Origin of the sequence: Oceanisphaera litoralis, from assembly GCF_016907015.1 — a bacterium.
Classification (GTDB): domain Bacteria; phylum Pseudomonadota; class Gammaproteobacteria; order Enterobacterales; family Aeromonadaceae; genus Oceanimonas; species Oceanimonas litoralis.
Genome location: NZ_JAFBBE010000014.1, coordinates 59,169 through 71,894, shown reverse-complemented (window position 1 = coordinate 71,894; position 12,726 = coordinate 59,169). Strand labels below are relative to the sequence as shown.

Here is a 12,726-nt window from a genome sequence, read left to right as displayed (position 1 = left end):
CAGGGCGAAAAGACGCCTCATGACTCCAGTCCCAGCTTCTGCAGTAGCACTGTTGGAGAGGCATAAAGCATATCTCCGCTCTTGGCATTCACTGCCACCTGTACGGTATACGCCTTGGTCAGACGTTTACCGCTCGCTGCATCACTGATCAAGTAGTTGATCTTCATTCGGCTTTCCCACTCGACCAAAACGGCTTCGACCTTTATTTTCTGCTGAAAGAGCAAGGGTTGAACATAGCGAATACGTAAATCAATCACCGGCCACACATAACCCGATCCCTCCATTTGTAAACAGTTGTAGTCAATCTTGTCCAGCAGCGCACAACGCGCTATTTCAAGATATTTGGCATAGTGCCCATGCCAGGCAACACGCATGACATCAACATCATGAAAGGGAATTTCAAGGATGACTTCAGATTTAACCATGTTTATTCCTGCTCACGAATGCCTGTTGGAATGACAACTTTCGGACTCTGACCCCACTCATTTATCCTGTTCTGCCAACCAGAAGGGAAAGAAGTTGAACCACTGAAGAGGTACCCGACGACAATATTCAGCCAAACGATCGGCATAAGCCTGCACGACTAGCTGCAGGCCTTCGTTCCTGCTCTTACGCGGCAAAGATAGTTGCTGGGTAAATTTTTCCAGATACAAGTGGTATTGCCCGGACTCTTTGAGGCAGAACATCAGATAAACCGGACAGCGTAACAAGCTGGCCAGAATGAATGCCCCTTGGGGGAACTGCGCCTTATCCCCCAGAAAATCAACCGTTGAGGTGCGTTCGCCACCATTCACGGGGACACGATCACCCGCGATAACGATATATTCACCCGCTTCAACACGCTCCGCCAGCAGCAAGGCTGTAGCCGGCGATATATCGGTCACCTGCATCAGGTTGATGGCGGTATTGCTGTTGGCCTGCTGCATGAGACGATTGAATTTTTCGGCATGGCGGGTATACACCAACATGGTAACTCTGATATCCGGTAATTGATGGGCCAGCGCACTGCACACTTCGGTATTACCCAAATGAGAGACGACGATGATGCCGCCACTTCGACTCTTGTCGATTTCCTCGAATGCGGCCGGGGTTTCAAAGATCACATCCTGATGACGAATATGCCCCATCCAGACCAGCAGTTTGTCCAGCAGAATTTCGCCAAACTCCCAGAAGTGCCTGAACGGCGCCAGCCCTGCCTGTCGCTCAGGCGGCAGCAGGCGCATCATTCGATTAAGATAAGATCTCGAAGCCAGACGAGCTTCCCTGCGCGTCAGGTAGAAATAAGTCATGACCGGCAGCAGCAAGATTCGAAAGCCTGCCCAGCCGAACAAGCGGTAGGCTCGCAGCAGGGTTTTCATGCCCAATAAGGTACCCGCCTCGCCGACATTGGCCCAGTGCCTACTGTATTCAGCCATGACGGCGATTCCCGATGATCGAGGGCAGGCGCGCCAGCATGCCGAAGAAGAGCCGGGCATGCATCAGTGAGATCAGGATGTTATCCTTGACCGCATTGAAGTGTGACACGCCATCTATCGGATAATTTACCCTGGTGGGCAGGCTCTCAATCGGCAAGCCACGCCATGCCCAGCGCACGATGACTTCAGGATCAAAGTCCATGCGGTTGCCGCAGGGCTCCTGATCCAGCAACTGGACCACCTGTGCCAACGGGTATACTCTGAAACCGCACATGGTGTCCTTGATACGAAACGAAAGTGTGTTTATCCAGACCCAGACGTGGGTCAGATAGCGAGCGTAATAGCGAAGCACCGGCACGGATTCATCATATTGGGGATAACCGGTGACCAAGGTATCAGGGAACCGCTGCCCTGTAGCTATAAACAGCGGCAGGTCGGCCAGCTCATGCTGACCATCGGCATCAATCTGAACCGCGTGCGTATATCCCATCTTCAGTAATTGTCTGAGTCCAGCCTTTACAGCCGCCCCCTTACCACCGTTTTGTTTCAGCCGAAGCAAATTAACCCTGTCACCATACTGCCGTTCGAGCTGGATCAAGACATCACGACACGTGGCTGAGCTGCCATCATCCACCAGCAGTACCGGATAGTCATATTCCATGGTTCGAGCCAGCGTGAGGCCAATCGCCGCTTCATGGTTGTAAACCGGAATGACAATCGCTGCCTTGAAGTCCCTATCAGTTGAAGCAGATCCGTCCACTGGCGTGCACTCCTTTGTCTGAAAAATAACAAAACACCAGCTTCTGCTTTTCAGCCTGATAGTCAAGCTTCAAGGTCACGACTGCCTCAGGAAAAATGACCTGCTGAAATTTGGCTACTTCCAGACGGCAAAAAGCTCCGTCCACGCCAAGAAGCTTTCGCCCATAGTGTGCAGCCCAGTGCACCTGGGTAATACCCGGCAAAATAGGGTTATCCGTAAAGTGACCATCGAAATAAACCAACTTTGCCGACACCTTCAGCTCCAGCTCAGCCATTTGTTCAGAGCCTGTCTGACTGACTATATCGGGCCATTTGAGCTCGTCCGGTTGAAACAAAACCATTAATGCCTCCACCGTAATTTTTCCCTGCTGGTTATAGGGCAATTGTTCTACAAATCGCCAGCGCCGTGGTAATGCCACCGGCTCAAAATGTTGTTTGAATATTTCTCGTAACTGCTGGGTCAGCGCTTGTTTTCCCTGACACTGCAAGTACTGCATACCCTGATGGGTTAACTGTACAACCAGCGCGATTTCAGTTCGACGATGACTCAGGACAACAGCCCTGGCTGTGTTGATTAGTTGGTGCTGCTCGGCAACTTGCTCCACTTCGACCAGGGAAATTCGCTTGCCTTCAATCTTGGCAATACGATCGGTTCGCCCCTGTAATCTGAAACCACCGTCCACATCCAATTCCACCCGATCAGACAACACATGATGCCCTCCCTCAACCTGGGGAGCTATTACCCGCAAGGTCTTGTCCAGAGTCAGCTCACACCTAACCCCAGGTAATGGCTGCCAATTGGCTTCCTTGGCTTGCCTCTGGATACGCCACGCCACGGCCCCCGTCTCCGAACTGCCATAAATCTCACGAACCGGTGCATTCAGCAACGTCGAGATCCGCAGGCTGTCCACTCGCTGCAATGGCGCAGCCGATGACAACACGGCACAACAGCCAGACCGCAGACTGTCCCAGTCAAGTGCCGGGTTCAGTCTGCTCAGATGAGAAGGAGTTGAAACAAGGATGAACTGCCGATGCTGTTGTGCTCTTTGAAAAAGATCCTCGGTAAACTGACAGGCTTTGCGTTCGAAAAGCTGCCCTTTACTCAGGGGCCAAAATAAACGAAAGGTCAGTCCGTACAGATGCTGATGAGTCACTGTGGTCACCACCACAGCCTGCTCCTGGCCTGGCCAGTGCTTCTCCAGCGCCGCCAACTCACCTTCAATTTGCTCAAAGGTTTTCAAAACAGGCTTGGGCTCACCTGTGGAACCGGAGGTATATATTTCCACGGCCGGAAAATTCACAGGCAGTGACCGCCAGTCAACGCCCGAAGCCTGTTCCGAGCACCTCTTTTCATCCAGACAGCCGGATTCCGGATATTGGCCAACAAAACCGGCCACTCTGCGCCCCAACCGTATATTGGTCGCTGGTCGATTATCACCGGGAATACAGGCTGTACACTCCAATTGCCACAGCGCCAGCAGTATTGCTGCAAACTCGACCGCATCCTGATGGTATACCGCCCAGCGCTGTCCCGGTTCAGCAGGAAGCTTCCGATACCAGTAAGCGACTCTTTCCTCCAGTTCTTTTCGAGTAACCATTCCCGTATCACCGGTTGCAACCGGCCTGTCCGATGCCAGGAGCAACCAGTTGGAGAGCGGTATCAAACCGGTCATCTGCGCCTCCTGACCCGCTGTCTGATCAGCCACTCCAGAGACAGCATCAGCCCAATAAAGATATAGGCTATCAAGCCATTATAAAGCATCCATATCTCTTCCGAAGCCCAGAGCATCGTTGCCGTCGAGACCGTTGCATTCAGAACAAAAAACACACACCAGACCTGTGTCACTTTACGGGTATAAGCCACTCCTGCTGGTGGCAGATCCGGTTCCCTGATCCGTGCTAGTCGTTCAATGATGGGCTGTGAAGAAAAGAGACTGCTGCCAAACGCGAACAGCAAGCCAAGATTTACCATAACTGGGTATAGCTTAAGCCCCATTTGAGCACCGTGCAGCAACACCACTGCCGTGACACCCAAGACACTACCGATAATCACGAACCGCTCATACCCTCGCTTGCCAGAGAACCAACGTAGCAGCAAGATCACGAGCAGCAAGGGCAGCAAGGCAAACGCATCAAATCTGTGTAGCCCCCAATAAACCAAAAGCGGATAACCTATGGTCAACAGCAATGCAGCCGTTCTAATCAGCATCGGATTCAGCCAAGCAATTTCTCAACTTCAATGACCACATCCTGTACCGTTCGCACCGACTTAAAGTCATCCGGCTTAATTTTTTTACCGGTCATTTTTTTCAATTCAACAACCAGATCGACTGCATCAATACTGTCGATATCCAGATCTTGGTAGAGATTGGCCTCCGGATGGATATCATCCGGATCAATTTCAAACAACTCTTCCAGAACCTTGACGATTTTCTGATAAATTTCTTTCTGACCTGACATGACACTCTCTTAATGCTTTTCTTGGGATTGAACCAGCTCCGCTAGTGCATTAACACTGGCAAAATGCTTACGGGTTTCTTCAGAGTCTGCTTTCAGCTTGATACCATATCGCTTCTGCAACGCCAGACCTATTTCAAGTGCATCTATTGAATCCAAACCCAACCCATCTACAAAAAGGGCTTCGTTATCATCGATTTCGCCTGCCTCGATATCTTCAAGGTCTAGCGCATCGATAATCATCTGCTTTATTTCAAATTGCAGATTGCTCATAAACTTTCAACTCCTTATCAAAATATTCGGCAAGATCAGCCGTTAACCTTCGTGCTGCTACAGATGGAGCCATCTCCTGCAGGTAGGGCTCCACCGACAGGGTTTCATTCACGCAAATGCGGATATGCACCTTGGAAGTAGGCGTCTGATACCAGCGGTCCTGTTTAGTCAGCGTGGATGGATGACAGGTTATCAGTACCGGTGTGATATCCGCCGCATTGCGAACAGCCACATTGGCGGCTCCCCTTTTCAACGACATCAGCGCCTCGGGTGTAGTCCGCGTTCCCTCCGGAAAGATGATCAACGCATGGCCTTTGGCAAACGCCTCCCCAGCCGCAGCAACCACCTTCTCGTTTTCTTCGTTGATGATATAACCAGCGGCCTTGATGGGTCCACGAGTAAACGGGTTGCGGCTCAACTTGCCTTTCACCACGCAGTTAGCGTTAGGCACTAGCGCGATCAAAAAAATTACATCGATCAGTGACGGGTGGTTAGCCAGTATCAGACGGGCATGCCGTAATCTATCCGGGTACTCAACTTCATAACTGAGTACACCGAGAAACTTCATCATGCCAATATAAAAGCGAAAGGCATGATGAATCACACGCTGGCCTCTTCTTTCACGCTGCTCAGTACTTCCCGGAGTGCAGTACAGCACAGGAAGAACAAGTAGCGGCAACACTACGCCACCAAGTCCGAATACCAAAAAGCTGAACACTGTTCCGCACCAGCGCCAAAGACGATTAATATGACTCAACATACTTGAACAGGGCCTTATGTCAGGAGAGCTGCCAGCCAAAGCCCGATTCGGAATGAAAGCGGGCACTATTATCCTGCTCACACAGAAAGCGCATTATCTGTAACAGATCGCTTGAACCATCCAGCTTCTGCTGAAACCGGGTTTGCTCAAGAGTCATCTCAACACCTTCACTGCGACTGAGCAACATGGCTAGCGCAAAAGGAAATGGTTCGCAAGAACTATAAGGCTGGTAAAGTTCTGGCAGGGGGACATCGTACACGAGGCACAAAACCCGTTCCCGTTCCTGCAGCTGCGTTGCCGCTTCCAGCAGCGCAAGGGGAATCAGATTATCGGCTGCTGCAATTGCTGTCACTTCACTGGCGTCCTTCCGTGCAATGGAGATCAATCCACTGACGGCATTATGAACGGCCAGACTAAATCCAGTGGGTGACATTGGCTGTTCATCGGCGATGCCTTCAAGCAGCGACAGCGTGAGTGGCGTATCCCCATGCCGGGATGCAAACACGCCTGGTATAGCATCGATATTTTCTAGCAACGGCAAGGCTGCCCCGGCGGCACAACGGCCCAGCTCGGTAAACCGCCGCCGCAATATGGGGGGGATTTGCTGCAATGAAACCTTATTCAGGCAGGGAGTTGGAATACAAAGCTGTTCCAGCCAGCTCCGCCACTCAGAAGTACTTTCCAGACCAGGAGCGAGCGCATTCCATGATTGCAGCTTGAAACTTAAAGACATCCTTACTCCTGCCTACCCTTATCCCGGCAACTAACGCAAGCCAGCCATTGACTACATCACTCCTGCTAAATCAGGATACAAGCACACTTTAGATGCGATTATTTTACACACAAATAAAGCACACCCAGGCAAAATTTTCATCGCCTAGTTAAGTAAAACATACCCTTACCTTGGGCAACATCATAACCTCAGGCTTACCTGGTTAAAAATAAGACAAAATCCATTTTAACCCTGCTATTTAGGGGCCGACCGATTTTACCTGTCCACCCGGCTAATGCAAAGAGAAAGCTGTTTACTCAATGGGTTAACTCTATCTATAATCAGTCGTTTATCAGGAATCTGCTACCACAAGGAAAATATCGTGAAATTGATCACCGCCAGCCTTTCGATCTTTTTGATTTTGATGTCACCTCAGGCATTCAGCCGTGACACCAAACACATGCTGCCAATTCAGGATGCAATGCAGTCTTCTGAATTTAAGGAGCGACTCGACCCAAACGTCCAACTCTACTTCGGCAGCCAAAAACACCCCAAGGTAGCACATAGCTTTGGCGACTTTTCAACCAATAAAAAGACCAATGCATTCAACAAAAGCGACGATAAAGCTTGCCGTTGGGTGCTGCTGTCTGCACTTCTCTCCTTGCAGGACAGGGTGAAAAAAGAGGGGGGCGACGCCGTTATCAACATTGCCAGCTACTACAAGAAAAACAAGGTCAGCAGCAACACCCAGTATGAATGCCATGCCGGTGCGATTATCGCCGGTGTCGCCCTGACCGGAGAAGTTGTTAAACTTGCCCGCTAACGCCCCTCCCGTAATTATCCGGTTCTGGCACGCCAGAATCGGCTCTTCCGGCCAATCAAGCCTTGATGTAAAACTGGCTCGACTACCCTCGGCGCAGCAGGATTTTTACCACTCCCTTCGCTCCACCAAACGTCGACTGCAATACCTCCACAGCAGACTCTTGTTGTGCACTGCCTTAAGTCAGAATTATCAGCGACCTACCACCTTTTGGAAGATAGAAGAGCGGCCTCAGGCAACGCCCGCCATTCACAACCTTCCCACCCCAGCTCACATCAGCCTAAGCCACAGCTATAACCTGGTGTGCTTTGCTTTAAGTCCACTAAGGATTGGAATTGATGCTGAATTGACGAAGACCAGAAACAACTTTCGAGAAATGGCCAAACTCTTTATGAGTGAAAAAGAGTTAAGCCTTTTACCGAAGCAAAACTCCAAGCTTCTGAATTATTTCTATCGATTATGGTGCGCCAAAGAAGCACTGTATAAAGCCATTTCTCCTAATGAGCAAAGTTTGGCTACCCTACCGGCACTTGCATATTATTCCTTACTTACAGACAGCTCCCAATGGCACCTCACCCAATTCAAACTGGGGAACTACCAGATTGCAACTGTCAGTGACAAAAGCGCCCATCCCCCTACACTGTTCAAGACCTTCATCAATCTGGAGCAATCACTGCCACAAAACACAACCCGGAACGGCGGGAACCACAGCCTCTATTAAGAGCGGATCCTTCATCAGGCTCAGGCAATACAGCTAAATTACAACAGCCTCAGGTACACACAGAGCAGCCGTATTCTTGAACAGAAGTTTCCACCCGAAGCTTTGTTGCCCGGCAGTAAGGTTCTATCGTGTTGTAACGAAACAGTGGCGCTAGACCAAGCATCCGGCGAATATTCGCAGCGGGTTTCACTGCTGAGTGTCATTTACTGCGGCATGTCGGGGGTAGAGAGCCCTTTGACCAACCAGCTTCGGACGAACAGACGATCTGATAAAAAGGGGCCAGCCGTTCCCTTCTTATATTTAGCGGTGATGATGGCTGTCGTCATGGACCTTTTCCTCCGGCTTCGCGTGCTCGCCATCCACCGCGACGTCCACTTCTAGGGCACCGGCCTTTTTGAAATACAGGGTCAGCGGAAAGCGTTCGCCGACGGCCGGCACCTGCTTCAGACCCATCAGCATCAGGTGATGACCACCCGGCGCCAGTATCAGCTCGCCACCGGCCGGGATCACCAGCTCGTTCAGTTGGCGCATCTTCATCAACTCGCCATCCTTGATATGAGTATGAATTTCCACTTTTTCCGCGACCGGGCTCTCGGCGCCCAGCAGCACATCCTCGGCATCGCCCTTGTTACTCACCGTCAGATAGGTCACGCCGGTGGTGGCCACCGGCGGCAGCGGCCGGCTCCAGGGATGGGCTATATCCAGATCACCGCCATGGTAGTCGTGGGCGAAAACCACCGCTGAGCCCAGCAGCAGGGCCGTGGCCAGCAGGGTGCGTAACGATGCCATTATTTCATTCCTTGCAGATGATGATATTCGGTTCATTGTAAGCAAGCTGGTCGTTATTTCCATCCACTATCACGCCTTCGGTACCCGCAAAAAGGCGGAACAACAAAGAGAGATGAATGCCCGCTTGAAATCAATAATTCAGCAGCGCCATAAAGGCTTCGAACGGCATGGGTTTGTGGTATTTGAAGCCCTGCAGATAATTGCAGCCCTGATGCTGCAGCCAGGCTTCCTGCTCGCTGTTTTCCACCCCCTCGGCCACCACTTCCACGCCCAGCCCCTTGGCCATCCCCAGAATGGACAGGGTAATGGCGCAGTCATCCGTGTCCTGTGGCAGGTCCTGAATGAAGGAGCGATCGATTTTCAACTTGGTAAATGGCAGGTTCTTTAGCCGCAACAGCGAGGAATAACCGGTGCCAAAATCGTCAATGGACAACTTGATGCCCATGCGCACCAGCTCTGCCAGTGTTTGCTGCAAAACGGTCGAGTCTCCCTTGACGGCGTCTTCGATGACCTCCAGCTCCAGTTGCGTGCCCAGCACCTGATAACGCTGGAGCCTTTCCCGGACTTTATCCGCCAGCAGGGGATCCATGATGGAGTCGGCAGAAAGGTTCACCGCCACCGGCGGCATCGGCACATCCTGTTCACGAGCCTGCTGTATATCCCGACATACCCGTTCCAGCACCCAGAGATCCAGGTCGGCGATAAGCCCGGCCTCGTAGGCCAGCGGCAAAAAATCCGCCTGTGACATACAGCCCAGGGTGTCGTGCTGCCAGCGCACCAGGGCTTCGGCACTGACCACGGCACGACCGTCGCCGGACATGATCGGCTGGTAAAAGACACTCAGGCCACCGGCGGCGATGGCTTCGATCAACTGGCTTTCCAGCAGAAAACGCGCCCTGGCGGTACTCGAGATATCCTGATTGAAATACTGCGCCTGACGTCGCCCGCAGGCCTTGGCGTAGTACATGGCCGACTCGCTGTGACGAATCAGGGTGGGTACATCTCCGCCATCATCGGGGAAAAAGGAAATGCCGATGCTGGCACTGATCTGGACTTTCTGCTCTCCGATCCTGATGGGATAGTTGATGGTTTCCAGAATGGCATCCACCGCCTTGTCCATGGTCCCCCGCCCCTGTGGAAAACGGCAGATCATGGCGAACTCGTCTCCGCCGACCCGCGCCACCATCTCCTTGCCCGGCAACTGCATGCCCCGCAACCGGGCTGCCACTTCGCTCACCACGGCGTCACCCACCTGCTGCCCCATGCCGTTATTGATGGCATTGAGCCGGTCGATATCGAACCACAACAGGGCAAAGGATTCCTCCGCCTGCTGTTCGATCTGCTGCTGTATATAATTACGCAATGCGCGAAGGTTCCGCAGACCAGTAAAATCATCGTGATGGGTAATGTAATCCAGCTCTTTGCGGCTGTTCAGCCAGGCCTCGTGGGTATTGATGAGGCTGATGGTATCGGCGACGGCCGTCACGCAGGCGATATCGGCCAGGCTCCACTGTCGTCGTTGCCGGCTTTCAAGGCCGATAACACCACATAAACGATTGCCGTCGTAGAGAGGTGCGCCCAGCATGGACTCGACCAGCTGGGTTTCATTAAGGTAACGCGGATGAAAGGAACGGGTACGAGGATCCGTGCTCACATCATGGGTACAGATGATTTCGGCGGCATCCAGCGCCGAAAAATAGACCTCATGCTGGTCCCGACTCAGGCTGAGACCCTGACCCCGGCCATCCAGGCCCCGTGGATAACACAAGTCACGCTCAAGATGGTCATCACTGAGGCTAAGCGTCCAGATGCCGACACTGTCGACCCGGAGCAGTTCGCCACAAAGGGCACTCAAGGCTTCCAGCTTCTTGCGCTTGTCCAGCCCGATAAAACGCCGGCCATGCACCAGCTGCGTCAGGGCCTTGTGATAACCGAAAAAGCTCTGAATCTGTTCCACATGTCATCCGTTGACTGTTGCGTTCCATCTATCATGGCAAACCCATTTGACGCTGTCCACATCCTTGCCGATGAGGTGATTAAAACCACGAGCCAGAGCCATTTTTCACGCAGATGCAGCCTGTATCCGCGGGTTGGCAGGAACAGACATGAGCAGGCTGGCGCTGTCCGTACCCAGCATTAGTCTTCACGCACTATGGTTACCTGACTGAAGCCCAGCTTGCGGAAATATTCTTCGCGAAAGTCCTTCATGGTCTTGCGATCGTTGCGGCTGACATTGGCCACCTGGCTTTCCATGCGATGAAACTCGGTCAGATCCACCCCTTCCGCCGTGGCGATGGCATCATAGACGCTGTGGTGCTTGTCATTGGCAAAACCGATTTCTTTTTGCTGCTTGTGATAGTGGTAACTGATACGAAAAGCCATGCTGGTATTCCCCGGAAAAACGCCATTGTCGCCGCAACCGCCATACCGACTCAAGCCCGGCTCCCCCCGATGCGGGTGGATTTTCAGCGCTCGACACCCTCCATCGGCCCGGCATGGCCCCTACGGCATAATTTCCGCGGTTTTCTGGCCCCTGAGCGCCGCGCGAAAAAATACGTTAAGATGCTGTCATCATTCATTATTATGGTGTAAATCCCGCCCGTGATCAGCGTTGAGCGTAAAGATGGCTTCGCCCTCAAGATATCTCGTATCCTGCGGGAGGCGACCGAGCACCGGCTGGATATTTATCTCTTTATTCCCGGCGAACTGGGGCTGAATACTCATGTGGTGCCGGAAGAGGAGTTTTACCACGGCGCCATTCAGGTACAACGCACCTATTTCAGCGACCAGCCGCTGCTGCCGCTGGTGCACAGCCGCCTGGCCCGCCGGGGCAAGCTCACCACGGAGCAATACCGGCTCAGTCTCAGCCTCTACGCCTATCAGTATGTGGTGGGGCTGGAACAGTCCAGCCACCAGCTGCGTAACGGCAAAGACAGTGCCAGCCAGGAGGCGATAGAAGAGGTGATCGCCCTGGCCCAGGATATTCTGCGCCGCCTGCGCCGCAATGTGCCCACCGATCAGACCCTGCTCAAGTACTACGTCAATATCGACAACTACCTGTCCTGGTTTACCGAGCAGCGACTCTTGTCGCTGGTGGCTCACCTGCCCCGCAGCGGCGACTACAAGACAACCAAGTCACTGCTGCTGGAAATCTGTGATATCGAGCGCCGGCATCGTGACAAGCAACAATATAACTCCAGCCATACCACGGAGGCGCTGTCGCGCATTTCCAACAAGATGCGGCTGCTGCGCAGATTGATCGAATATCCGGTGACACTCAAGGAGAAAACCCGGGAGCTGGGCGGCGGCGAACAGAAACTGCTCAAGGCGGGGGTCACCGCCGTGGTGATGACCTCGGTATCGCTGGCCGCCTACGAGGTGCGCGAAACCCTGGGCGGCATTTCGCTGATGGTGATCTTCGCCCTCGCCCTGCTTTATGCGCTGCGTGAACTGTTCAAGGACGACTTGCGCAACACCCTGTGGCGCTGGTTGCGCAAGGGTCGCCCCAAATGGCGTCGACAGTATTTCGATGTGCACAGCAGCCAGCTGGTGGGGCGTCAGCTGGAATGGTTCGACTATCGCCGCCCCTCCCGGCTGAGCGACGACATTCTGGCGACACGCCATGCCAACGTGAGCCAGCGGGAAGAAGTGGTCATGCACTACGGCAGCCACTCCCGCATGTTGCCCACCCGCTTTCTGAGTGGCTACGAACAGACCCGCGAATTGCTGCATCTGGATTTGAGTCTGCTGTCCAAGCTGATGGAAAAGGGCTCGCACCACGTCTACCAGCTCAAGGAAGGCCAGGTCTCCCGTCAGGCGGTGGAAAAACGCTATCTGATCAACCTGGTCACCCGTGAAACCCAGGGCCAGAAGCCGCCGGTCATCCAGCGCTGGAAAGTGGTGATGAGCCGCTCCAAAATTGTGGAAATAGAGGAAATCCCCCAGCGGGAGCACTGAAACATCGGGAGCACTGAAACATAAAGAGGCATCCCCTTTCCCCGTGCCGGCCTGAGGCCGGCA

General features: G+C 53.0%; 15 protein-coding genes. 3 read left to right on the top strand and 12 right to left on the bottom strand.

Annotated features, from left to right (window positions below; genetic code table 11):
* Positions 1 to 17 precede the first annotated feature (17 nt).
* From HNR62_RS10030 to HNR62_RS09990, 9 genes are read right to left on the bottom strand one after another with little or no spacing between them, the layout of a single operon-like run.
* The gene (locus HNR62_RS10030) at positions 18 to 425 is read right to left on the bottom strand and encodes an acyl-CoA thioesterase (RefSeq protein ID WP_204795957.1); all 408 of its coding nucleotides are present in this window, start codon (positions 423 to 425) and stop codon (positions 18 to 20) included.
* 57 nt (positions 426 to 482) lie between these two features.
* Positions 483 to 1,415, bottom strand: coding sequence for an LpxL/LpxP family acyltransferase (locus HNR62_RS10025; RefSeq protein WP_204795955.1), 933 nt, complete (start codon positions 1,413 to 1,415; stop codon positions 483 to 485).
* On the bottom strand, positions 1,408 to 2,175 hold the full coding sequence (locus tag HNR62_RS10020; RefSeq protein ID WP_204795953.1) for a glycosyltransferase: 768 nt from the start codon (positions 2,173 to 2,175) through the stop codon (positions 1,408 to 1,410). Before HNR62_RS10020 ends, HNR62_RS10025 begins: the two co-directional genes overlap by 8 nt.
* Positions 2,153 to 3,847, bottom strand: a complete 1,695-nt coding sequence (locus HNR62_RS10015; RefSeq protein ID WP_204795952.1) for an ApeI family dehydratase — start codon at positions 3,845 to 3,847, stop codon at positions 2,153 to 2,155. Before HNR62_RS10015 ends, HNR62_RS10020 begins: the two co-directional genes overlap by 23 nt.
* Positions 3,844 to 4,383, bottom strand: coding sequence for a COG4648 family protein (locus tag HNR62_RS10010; protein ID WP_204795950.1), 540 nt, complete (start codon positions 4,381 to 4,383; stop codon positions 3,844 to 3,846). The genes HNR62_RS10015 and HNR62_RS10010 overlap by 4 nt, the downstream gene beginning before the upstream one ends.
* 5 nt (positions 4,384 to 4,388) lie before the next feature.
* Positions 4,389 to 4,634 (bottom strand): acyl carrier protein, encoded by a 246-nt coding sequence (locus HNR62_RS10005; protein WP_204795949.1) that lies wholly within the window; start codon positions 4,632 to 4,634, stop codon positions 4,389 to 4,391.
* Between the two features lie 9 nt (positions 4,635 to 4,643).
* Positions 4,644 to 4,904, bottom strand: a complete 261-nt coding sequence (locus HNR62_RS10000; protein WP_204795948.1) for a phosphopantetheine-binding protein — start codon at positions 4,902 to 4,904, stop codon at positions 4,644 to 4,646.
* Positions 4,885 to 5,664 (bottom strand): lysophospholipid acyltransferase family protein, encoded by a 780-nt coding sequence (locus tag HNR62_RS09995; protein ID WP_204795947.1) that lies wholly within the window; start codon positions 5,662 to 5,664, stop codon positions 4,885 to 4,887. Before HNR62_RS09995 ends, HNR62_RS10000 begins: the two co-directional genes overlap by 20 nt.
* A gap of 19 nt (positions 5,665 to 5,683) precedes the next feature.
* Complete coding sequence (locus HNR62_RS09990; RefSeq protein ID WP_204795945.1) at positions 5,684 to 6,397, bottom strand: beta-ketoacyl synthase chain length factor; 714 nt, start codon at positions 6,395 to 6,397, stop codon at positions 5,684 to 5,686.
* A 361-nt stretch (positions 6,398 to 6,758) separates the two neighbouring features.
* Between HNR62_RS09990 and HNR62_RS09985 the strand changes: the two genes are divergently transcribed.
* Complete coding sequence (locus tag HNR62_RS09985) at positions 6,759 to 7,199, top strand: excinuclease ATPase subunit (RefSeq protein ID WP_204795944.1); 441 nt, start codon at positions 6,759 to 6,761, stop codon at positions 7,197 to 7,199.
* Positions 7,180 to 7,917: a 4'-phosphopantetheinyl transferase family protein gene (locus HNR62_RS09980; protein WP_204795943.1), complete on the top strand. Its 738-nt coding sequence runs from the start codon at positions 7,180 to 7,182 to the stop codon at positions 7,915 to 7,917. Before HNR62_RS09985 ends, HNR62_RS09980 begins: the two co-directional genes overlap by 20 nt.
* 300 nt (positions 7,918 to 8,217) lie before the next feature.
* Here HNR62_RS09980 and HNR62_RS09975 read toward each other — a convergent pair whose 3' ends face one another.
* The 3 genes from HNR62_RS09975 to HNR62_RS09965 all read right to left on the bottom strand — a co-directional run bounded on the left by HNR62_RS09975 (position 8,218) and on the right by HNR62_RS09965 (position 11,088).
* On the bottom strand, positions 8,218 to 8,706 hold the full coding sequence (locus HNR62_RS09975) for a copper chaperone PCu(A)C (protein ID WP_204795941.1): 489 nt from the start codon (positions 8,704 to 8,706) through the stop codon (positions 8,218 to 8,220).
* 130 nt (positions 8,707 to 8,836) lie between these two features.
* Complete coding sequence (locus tag HNR62_RS09970; protein ID WP_204795939.1) at positions 8,837 to 10,663, bottom strand: EAL domain-containing protein; 1,827 nt, start codon at positions 10,661 to 10,663, stop codon at positions 8,837 to 8,839.
* Positions 10,664 to 10,842: 179 nt separating this feature from the next.
* Positions 10,843 to 11,088, bottom strand: a complete 246-nt coding sequence (locus HNR62_RS09965; protein ID WP_204795937.1) for a DUF2960 domain-containing protein — start codon at positions 11,086 to 11,088, stop codon at positions 10,843 to 10,845.
* Between the two features lie 219 nt (positions 11,089 to 11,307).
* Between HNR62_RS09965 and HNR62_RS09960 the strand changes: the two genes are divergently transcribed.
* Positions 11,308 to 12,663: a hypothetical protein gene (locus HNR62_RS09960; RefSeq protein WP_204795936.1), complete on the top strand. Its 1,356-nt coding sequence runs from the start codon at positions 11,308 to 11,310 to the stop codon at positions 12,661 to 12,663.
* Positions 12,664 to 12,726: the final 63 nt, after the last annotated feature.

Bases quoted from the DNA above. Each gene is read 5' to 3' on its own strand.
- HNR62_RS10030 (WP_204795957.1), bottom strand. From the start codon at position 425: ATGGTTAAATCTGAAGTCATCCTTGAAATTCCCTTTCATGATGTTGAT.
- HNR62_RS10025 (WP_204795955.1), bottom strand. From the start codon at position 1,415: ATGGCTGAATACAGTAGGCACTGGGCCAATGTCGGCGAGGCGGGTACC.
- HNR62_RS10015 (WP_204795952.1), bottom strand. From the start codon at position 3,847: ATGACCGGTTTGATACCGCTCTCCAACTGGTTGCTCCTGGCATCGGAC.
- HNR62_RS10010 (WP_204795950.1), bottom strand. From the start codon at position 4,383: ATGCTGATTAGAACGGCTGCATTGCTGTTGACCATAGGTTATCCGCTT.
- HNR62_RS10005 (WP_204795949.1), bottom strand. From the start codon at position 4,634: ATGTCAGGTCAGAAAGAAATTTATCAGAAAATCGTCAAGGTTCTGGAA.
- HNR62_RS10000 (WP_204795948.1), bottom strand. From the start codon at position 4,904: ATGAGCAATCTGCAATTTGAAATAAAGCAGATGATTATCGATGCGCTA.
- HNR62_RS09995 (WP_204795947.1), bottom strand. From the start codon at position 5,664: ATGTTGAGTCATATTAATCGTCTTTGGCGCTGGTGCGGAACAGTGTTC.
- HNR62_RS09990 (WP_204795945.1), bottom strand. From the start codon at position 6,397: ATGTCTTTAAGTTTCAAGCTGCAATCATGGAATGCGCTCGCTCCTGGT.
- HNR62_RS09975 (WP_204795941.1), bottom strand. From the start codon at position 8,706: ATGGCATCGTTACGCACCCTGCTGGCCACGGCCCTGCTGCTGGGCTCA.
- HNR62_RS09965 (WP_204795937.1), bottom strand. From the start codon at position 11,088: ATGGCTTTTCGTATCAGTTACCACTATCACAAGCAGCAAAAAGAAATC.